This is a genomic window from Pseudoalteromonas fuliginea, from assembly GCF_000690055.1.
Classification (GTDB): domain Bacteria; phylum Pseudomonadota; class Gammaproteobacteria; order Enterobacterales; family Alteromonadaceae; genus Pseudoalteromonas; species Pseudoalteromonas fuliginea.
In genome coordinates, this window is the sequence record NZ_JJNZ01000085.1 from 1 (window position 1) to 8,144 (window position 8,144).

Annotated in this window: 8 protein-coding genes; 3 read left to right on the plus strand and 5 right to left on the minus strand. The window is 36.6% G+C overall.

Annotation, left to right across the window (positions count from 1 at the left end):
• Window positions 1-56: 56 nt before the first annotated feature.
• Window positions 57-404 carry a hypothetical protein gene (locus DC53_RS02140; protein ID WP_033031828.1) on the minus strand — a complete coding sequence of 116 codons (348 nt, stop codon included), beginning with the start codon at window positions 402-404 and terminating at the stop codon, window positions 57-59.
• Window positions 405-664: 260 nt separating this feature from the next.
• Complete coding sequence (gene poxB / locus DC53_RS02135) at window positions 665-2,389, minus strand: ubiquinone-dependent pyruvate dehydrogenase (RefSeq protein ID WP_033031830.1); 1,725 nt, start codon at window positions 2,387-2,389, stop codon at window positions 665-667.
• Window positions 2,390-2,710: 321 nt separating this feature from the next.
• On the opposite strand from poxB, the gene DC53_RS02130 reads away from it, so the two are divergent.
• Both DC53_RS02130 and DC53_RS02125 read left to right on the plus strand, forming a co-directional pair.
• A complete protein-coding gene (locus DC53_RS02130; protein WP_033031832.1) occupies window positions 2,711-4,366 on the plus strand; it encodes an RluA family pseudouridine synthase in 1,656 nt (551 codons plus the stop codon).
• A gap of 179 nt (window positions 4,367-4,545) precedes the next feature.
• Entirely contained in the window at window positions 4,546-6,450 is a 1,905-nt protein-coding gene (locus DC53_RS02125) for a tetratricopeptide repeat-containing diguanylate cyclase (protein WP_033031834.1), read from the plus strand.
• A 36-nt stretch (window positions 6,451-6,486) separates the two neighbouring features.
• Here the strand turns inward: DC53_RS02125 and DC53_RS02120 are convergent, their stop codons facing one another.
• From DC53_RS02120 to DC53_RS02110, 3 genes are read right to left on the minus strand one after another with little or no spacing between them, the layout of a single operon-like run.
• Window positions 6,487-6,705, minus strand: coding sequence for a DUF6500 family protein (locus DC53_RS02120; protein ID WP_033031836.1), 219 nt, complete (start codon window positions 6,703-6,705; stop codon window positions 6,487-6,489).
• A 29-nt stretch (window positions 6,706-6,734) separates the two neighbouring features.
• A complete protein-coding gene (locus DC53_RS02115; RefSeq protein ID WP_007377211.1) occupies window positions 6,735-6,989 on the minus strand; it encodes a hypothetical protein in 255 nt (84 codons plus the stop codon).
• A gap of 59 nt (window positions 6,990-7,048) precedes the next feature.
• Window positions 7,049-7,303, minus strand: a complete 255-nt coding sequence (locus DC53_RS02110; protein WP_033031839.1) for a hypothetical protein — start codon at window positions 7,301-7,303, stop codon at window positions 7,049-7,051.
• A 347-nt stretch (window positions 7,304-7,650) separates the two neighbouring features.
• Between DC53_RS02110 and DC53_RS02105 the strand changes: the two genes are divergently transcribed.
• On the plus strand, window positions 7,651-8,076 hold the full coding sequence (locus tag DC53_RS02105; RefSeq protein ID WP_033031841.1) for a hemerythrin domain-containing protein: 426 nt from the start codon (window positions 7,651-7,653) through the stop codon (window positions 8,074-8,076).
• The last annotated feature ends 68 nt before the right edge of the window (window positions 8,077-8,144 follow it).

The window sequence follows — 8,144 nt, forward strand, 5'->3', positions numbered from 1 at the left end:
AAATAAATTTAAATATCACTATGATTCAATCTTTTAGTAAATCTCTTAACCAGAGTTCAGGTTAAATACAGATTTATGTCATCACTTGATGGATAGCAAAAATCATCCCAGTGACTGCAAAAAATTAGCCAAGGTAGGGTTAATCCTGTTTCTTGATCCCAACAAATTGTTACTGTTTGCGAATCATTTACTAAGCCCTTTAACCATTGGCGTGTTAACTCACTCCCTTGTGTGGAGTCGAATCTTTTTGCTCCGACCGGAAAGTTAATAGGTGTAGTAGCAATTAATGCTCTTGCTTGATCTTCGCTCAACGGAATAAGTTTATTTAGTGTATCTTTAGAAAAATTACCATGGGATGCGCTAATCCATCGCCATGCTATAGAAAAGCCTTCAATTTTAATCAACGCTCTATACCTACTTTTACAAACACTTGATTGACCTCATAGGTTATTACTATTACCTACTCTATACAAACCTCATGCTATTTTACTTTTAGTTCAACAAGTTAAAAGAAAGCACTATGGTTTATTAATATTTAAGAAAGTATGTCCGACGTTTTTTACATTACGTGAAAGGCATACCTTTGCAATAAGCACATAATAGAGGACATTATTGCTTCATACTTCCCTATTGAGCCAAAATACTCAATAGGGAAGTAACTTAACTAACGTAACCAATTAGTTTTACCCAGTTCGACAACTTCATCGCCTTTTCCATTTATTAACGCCTTCATCATGTAAACACTAAAGCCTTTTGCTTGCTCTAATTTGATTTGCGGCGGCATTGAAAGCTCTTGTTTTGCAGTATCGACTTCTAAAACAACAGGCCCTGAGTGGTCCATCATTTCGTTCATTGCCGATGATAATTTTTCAGGGTCGTCCACATGAATCCCTTTTAAGCCACAGGCTTGTGCAATGTTAGCAAAGCTTGGGTTTTCTAAATCGGTATCGCTTGATAAAAACCCACTGGCTTTCATTTCCATAGCCACAAAACTAAGTGAGCGATTATTATAAACAACAATCTTTATTGGTAAATTAAGCTGCTTAAGTGAGATTAAATCCCCCATTAACATCGAAAAGCCACCATCACCACACATTGCAATGACTTGGCGGTCTCTATCAACAGATTGAACCCCCATTGCCTGCGACATCGCATTTGCCATAGAGCCATGATTAAACGAGCCAATTAAGCGACGCTTACCATTCATTGATAAATAACGCGCAGCCCACACTGTTGGCGTACCTACATCACAAGTAAAAACAGCATCGTCAGTCGCTTGCTCGTTGAGTAAACGTGTTAGGTATTGCGGATGAATTAAATTTTGCGAGGTTTTGCCACTGGCAAGTTCATCAAGATCTTGTCGAGACTCTTTGTAATTTTTAACACATTTTTGTAAGTGCGAACTTGTCCGTTCACCTTTAATATAATCAAGCAATGTGGTCACTGAATTTTTAGTATCCCCTAACACGCCACAGTCAATTTGCACGTGTCGCCCAAGTGACGCAGCCTGATTATCAATTTGCAATATGGTGGTATTTTCGGGATAAAAAGTACGATAAGGAAAACTAGTACCAATCATTAATAACGTATCGGCTTCTTGCATTGCATGATAGCCCGATGCAAAGCCAATAAATCCGGTCATACCAACATCGTAAGGATTATCGTATTCAATAAATTCTTTACCGCGCATGGCATGCACAATTGGCGCTTGTAATTTTTCGGCTAGCGCAACAATTTCGTCGTGGGCATCCTTACAACCTGCACCACACAATAAGGTTACTTTTTTACTTCTATTAAGATGAGTCGCCATTGCTTCAATATCAGATAAAGCGGGGGTATACGTTGCTGGTTTTGGCACGTTCCATTTTGGCTTAATAGCTTTAGGCATATCTTTTAATGCAATGTCGCCAGGTAGCACAAGTACACTCACGCCTCTATTTAATATTGCTTGTCGCATTGCTGTTTCTAGCAGGTACGGCATTTGCTCAGGGCTCGACACCATTTCACAATACACACTGCATTCTTTAAATAATTCTTGCGGATGGGTTTCTTGAAAATAACTACTGCCAATTTCAGATGAAGGAATATGTGCGGCAATTGCTAATACTGGTACATTATTACGCTGACAATCAAATAAGCCATTAATTAAATGAAGATTACCCGGCCCGCAAGAACCCGCACACACCGCAAGCTCGCCTGATAAATGGGCTTCGCCACCAGCTGCAAATGCGGCTACTTCCTCATGTCGCGTACCTAGCCATTCAATTGTGCCCATTCTTCGCAGACTTTCACTAATGCCGTTAAGTGAATCGCCAGTTACTCCCCAAATACGTTTTACGCCCGCTTGTTCAAGGGTTTTAGTGATAAAACTTGCGATATTTTGACTCATAATATAGAACTCCTAAATATTCAGTTATTCTGTAAATTGATTTTTCGTCTCTGATCTATCAGGTAAGTCATCGTTTCGAAATGCGCTCAATTATTGAGAATCGATAAGCTTAAATATTTTGATAATGATAGATATATTGCTACTGAGACTTTACTAACAAACGTTACTACTAGGTTTGCTGCACCCCCATACTGATACATAAAACATGAATGTCCGCTTTAAAGTGTTTATGAATATGCGGGTGCGAGATTTTTAGTGGCTTAACTATGAATATGTTATTATGCGCTCAATTATTTTACTGAATGCTTTTCTCTTACTTCTATGTCAAATTCTGCTTCTTGCTTTACATTATTTTCTCAAAATATTGATGCTCTCGCGCTTCCTGAAAAGTTTACTTTCCCTTTTTATTACGAGCCGCAACCATTAGCTGTAGCAGCCACTAAACAATTACAGCAACAACTTGAAACGTTAACACATTTAAAAGCAGAAAACGCAGGTAAAATGTTTGGGGTTTTAGTGGTGCAAAATGCTAAGCAACAATTAGGCTTTTTAAGTGCTTATTCGGGACAAATTGAAGGTGATAAAGGTAATATTAGCTTTGTGCCGCCTGTTTCTAGCATGCAACTTCAAGACAATACCTATTTGGCTCAAAGTAAAATAATTAACGATATTAATACTCAAATTGAGCAGTTAGAAAATAGCGAACAACTGCTTGAAGTTAATAGCAAACTTGATGATGCAACACAGAGCTACCAGCAAGCGCTATTAGCCCAACAGGCGGTAATGCAAGCCGGTCGTCAGCAACGAAAAATACAACGTACCGAAGGTGAATTAGAACTTAGCGAAAGTGATTTTGAGCAGTTAAAAAATAAGCTTGCAGGGCAAAGCATCGTAGAAAAAAAGCAACTGCTGGTACTTAAAGCCTATTGGCAAAATATAATCGAGTCACTGCAGCAAACACACATCAATATTTCTGATGAAATTACTCATTTAAAAAAACGCCGTAAAACGCTTTCTAAAAGCTTACAAAAAAAGCTCTTTGCACAGTACCAATTTTTAAATGCAAATGGTGAAACTACAGACTTAAATGCTATTTTTGCAGCATTACCTGAGCACACTCCTCCTTCGGGTGCTGGCGATTGTGCAGCGCCTAAATTATTACAATACGCCTATAAGCATGACTTAAAGCCACTTGCTATGGCTGAATTTTGGTGGGGAGCAGCACCTAAATCAGCAATTAGGCAGCATAAAAACTACTACCCTTCTTGTTACAGTAAATGCCAACCAATACTTGGGCACATGCTAAAGGGTTTAGATGTTGAAGATAACCCGCTACTTATTAACCCAGCTCAGGGTAAAGATTTAAGTATTGTTTATAAAGATGACGACTTACTTGTGGTAAATAAGCCCGCTGAGTTTTTATCGGTACCTGGCGTTAATATTGATGACTCAGTTTATATGCGAATCAAAACGCAGTTTCCAGAGGCATCAGGCCCACTAATTGTACACAGATTAGATATGTCGACTTCTGGGTTATTGATGATTGCACTTAATAAACGCGTGCACAAAGCACTGCAAAAGCAGTTTATTGAACGCACCATAGATAAACGTTATGTCGCATTAGTTAATGGTAACGTGGCTGAGGATAGCGGAGTAATTGATTTACCCTTAGTGCTCGACTTTGATGATAAACCGCGCCAAATGGTGTGTTACAAACACGGTAAGCCATCACTTACTACCTGGCAGGTTTTAGAGCGTAATAACAATATTACCCGATTACAGTTATACCCTAAAACAGGGCGAACTCATCAATTAAGAGTGCATTGTGCGCACAGCTTAGGTTTAAACATGCCAATTATAGGCGACACACATTACGGACAAAAAGCCGATAGATTACATTTACATGCAGAATACTTAGCATTTACTCACCCAATTACGCTTAAACGATTAGAGTTTGAAGTAGCTGCTGATTTTTAATAAATGCATATGGCCACAACTGCTATATTATACAAATTATGGTTTTTATTAGTTAAATTGAAATCGTTTATGATTAAGTTTTTTCAAAAAAAAATATAAAAATAGATTCAAGAAATAGCTTAACAAACAATGTAAACAAAATTATTTCACTGATAAAAATAAGTCATCAAAGGGTTAAAATGACTAGCAATATACAAATAAACATTTTAGATAATACTTTATGGGCAAAGTGTATTGCTCTAGTCTCGTTTTTACTTTTGTGTAATTTTGCCTCAGCTAACGATGAGCCATATCCGCAAAATTACCAAGCGGCTCAAGCTCTCATTAATAACATAAAACTAAATGAAATAGACTATCTTCAAAATGAAGACAAACTCGCTCAGGCGTTTAAAATAAGCAAAGAGCAAAATTGGGAAAAACTTCATCTAGAAGCGGCCGCTTTGTATGCGGAGCTACTTTTTAGACAAGAAAAATACGAGGCGTTAAACACACACTTGTCTTATTACTTAAAGAACAAAGAGTTACCAAATAAAAAAAGTGTTCATTTATTATTTCTCGAATCACAACTGAAGTCTTTAGCGAGAAAGCCAAACCCAGCTCCAGCACTAATACTAGCCACGAAATTAGAAGAGAGCTTGCAACAGTATTCGACTAAAGAAAAAATCATTATTTTACGAGCACTTGCTTACTATTACACCGATACAGATGCACTGAAAAAAACCCTAAATGTTGCACTGGAGGGGCTAGAATTAGCATTAAAAGATGACGACTCAGCATCTCAAGGATACTTTTTTAGAAAAATAGCCGATGCATACAATTATCTAAATGAAAAAGACAAAGCCGTATATTATGCAAAGAAAGCGGTTGAAGCATATGAAAAAACGCAAGATGGGCTTTTTACTGCAAAAGCATATTGGAGTTTAAGTAATGTATTGCTTGAGATAGAAAAACCTAAAGATGCCTTAATATATCTAAACAAAGCATTATTTTATTTTAAAAAAGTTAATGCGCAAAAAGGCCTAACCTTTGCCCAATACTCAATTGCCAGTATTGAGTACTTACAAGCAAACTACGACAGAGCCTTAACTTTAACTAAAGAAAACATTGAGCTCGCTCGTTCTGCAGGTATTTACGACATGCAACTTGCTTCACTCATTTTGTTAGCTGACATATATATAAAACTAGATTTACTTGATCAAGCAAATGAAGCAAACGATGAGGTATTTTTAAAATTAGATAAATTCAGCCGCAGCATTTATAAAGCCGAGTTTCTAAGTAAACGCTATGAGTTAAAGCGACACCTTAACTATACTGACGAGGCTTTTGAAGCAATTGAACAAAAGCTCCTTTATACAAAAAAACACTACGAAGCAACCAGTGAAAATAATATAAAAACACTGCAGGTCAAGTTTGAAGTAAAAGAACAAGAAGAAAAAATACAACAACTAGAATACGCAAAAGACATTAGTGAACTGCAAGCAAAAGAAGAGTACCAAAAAAAAATAATTTGGCGACTTAGCGCTGCTATTGCGTTTATTTTAGTTATTGTTTCATTCTTTTTATTTTACAAACAGTCTCGACAACGTCAAAAATATCACGATATTTCATTAACAGATTATCTAACAAATAGCCCTAATCGTAGAGGAATAATGCGCGCAGCAGAAGCAAAGCTTGATGAAGGTAAAATGACGATAGCAATTGTTGACTTAGACTACTTTAAAAAAGTTAACGACCAATTTGGTCACGATGCTGGAGATTTAGTTCTTATTGCCTTTGCAAAAGCTGTAAAAGAAACACTAAGTGGTGATCATCAGTTTGGCCGCTACGGCGGCGAAGAATGGTTGTTTGCACTAAATTCAGTTGACGAACTAGCTATTCGAAATATATTTGACCAGCTCGCCACTAGGTTTACCGAGCATTGTAGTAATATAAAAGACCTTCCTAGTGATACAAAAATCACTTTTAGTGTGGGAGCCTCTGTAAGTAGCCCTTTAAAAAGCACACTGGATGTTCTTATTAAGCATGCAGATAAATTACTTTATAAAGCAAAAGAAAACGGAAGAAACCAAGTCGTTGTTGATTAAATAAACACAGCTAGAAGTACTTGCTCAGTTTATTGACTAAAGTCCATCTAAAACCATCTGTTTAATTTTATGTGCTTTTACAAAATGATCTAATTTATGGGTGTGTATCCACCAAGTAGCGGCCTCCATAAGTAGCTCTGGGTCGTCGTTTTTATTGGCAAAAAATGCATAAAAAGAAAGCCCCACATTTTCGCCTTTAGCTGCTATTTTTTTATCGCATACGGTAATTATTTTTGTTCTTAGTTCTTCTCTCATACATACCTTATTTAATTATATTTTTACTATTAAAATACGCCATTTAAAACGCTAACGATTAGCTGTAAAAGGCTTCTATCAACCAAGCCATGATTCTCAAGCTCTTTATTAGGCGTATTTACTTTTGCAGCTTTGCATTCATTATCTAATGTCTCATTTTTACGTGTATCGGTTTCGTATGCAATATCTGCTTGTTCCATACATTTTGCCGAGCCTGCGTAAGGCTTCGCCGTACAAGCGCTTAGTAATAATAAAAGTGAAATTGCTATCAACAATTGCTTCATAACCAATCCTATTTTTACGCAACTTATTTACTTTAAATCACAGCTGCAAGTTAGCCTATTTACTTTTTTACCACCATTACAAAAAATTCAAAAAAGAACTTACCAATAGTATCAAAAAAAGTGTCGTTTTTTTCATCCTTTTTAATTTGTGCGCTAATGCATTGATTATAAACCTGTGAGCTTGTTTGAGCACCATTCCGATCAAACGTTTCAGCTTTTTCAATGCATAAGTTAGGGTCAGAACGCGAGGCAGTACTACATGCACTCAGTAGAGCGCACAGCAATAATGCGGCGATGGGGGTTTTTATGTTCATCCTTAAACTATCCTATTAAGTTAACGTGCTACCTGCATTTATACCGATTGATGTTATATGTGGGAGTAACATATAGGTTGTACCTAAATAACGCTGCTACTTTATCACTGCAATAAAATAAACAACCAGTAAATATTTGTAAGGTTCTGTAGGGATTTATACTCACTTTTATAATTGAACTACGCAAAAACCTGAAATTATTGCATTCATGCAAATGTAAAATTTACAGTGATAGCAGCCTAAGAATAAAAAAATTAAAATATATTCATTAAAATACAATAACTTAATATTTGGCATTTCGTTTGCTAGTTAGTGTTATAAGCAAATAAATTGTAAAAGGACTAATTATGAATATTTTTGAAGCACTACGTCATGACCATGACAAACAACGAGAATTGGTAGATGCGCTTATTCAAACACACGGCGACACAGAGCAGCGCCACAAGTTAATGGATGAGCTAAAAACAGAATTAGAAGATCACGCAAAATTTGAAGAACGTTACTTTTATAACCCACTTATGTTTGATGACTTAACTCATGAAAAAGCACGCCACAGCGTAGCTGAACATCACGAAATTGATGAATTAATTGAACAACTCGAAGATACAGAAATGAGCTCGTCTGCATGGTTAGTTACAGCTAAAAAGCTGCACCATTTGGTACATCATCATTTAAGTGAAGAAGAACACGAAGTGTTTCAATTAGCGGGGAAAGCACTTAACGAAGGGCAAAAAGAGAGCCTTGCTGAGCAATATAACGATGCTATGCACTAGTTGCATAACATATAAATCGACTTCCACACACTCCCTGTGTACTTATTGGTTATAAGCCATATGGCTTA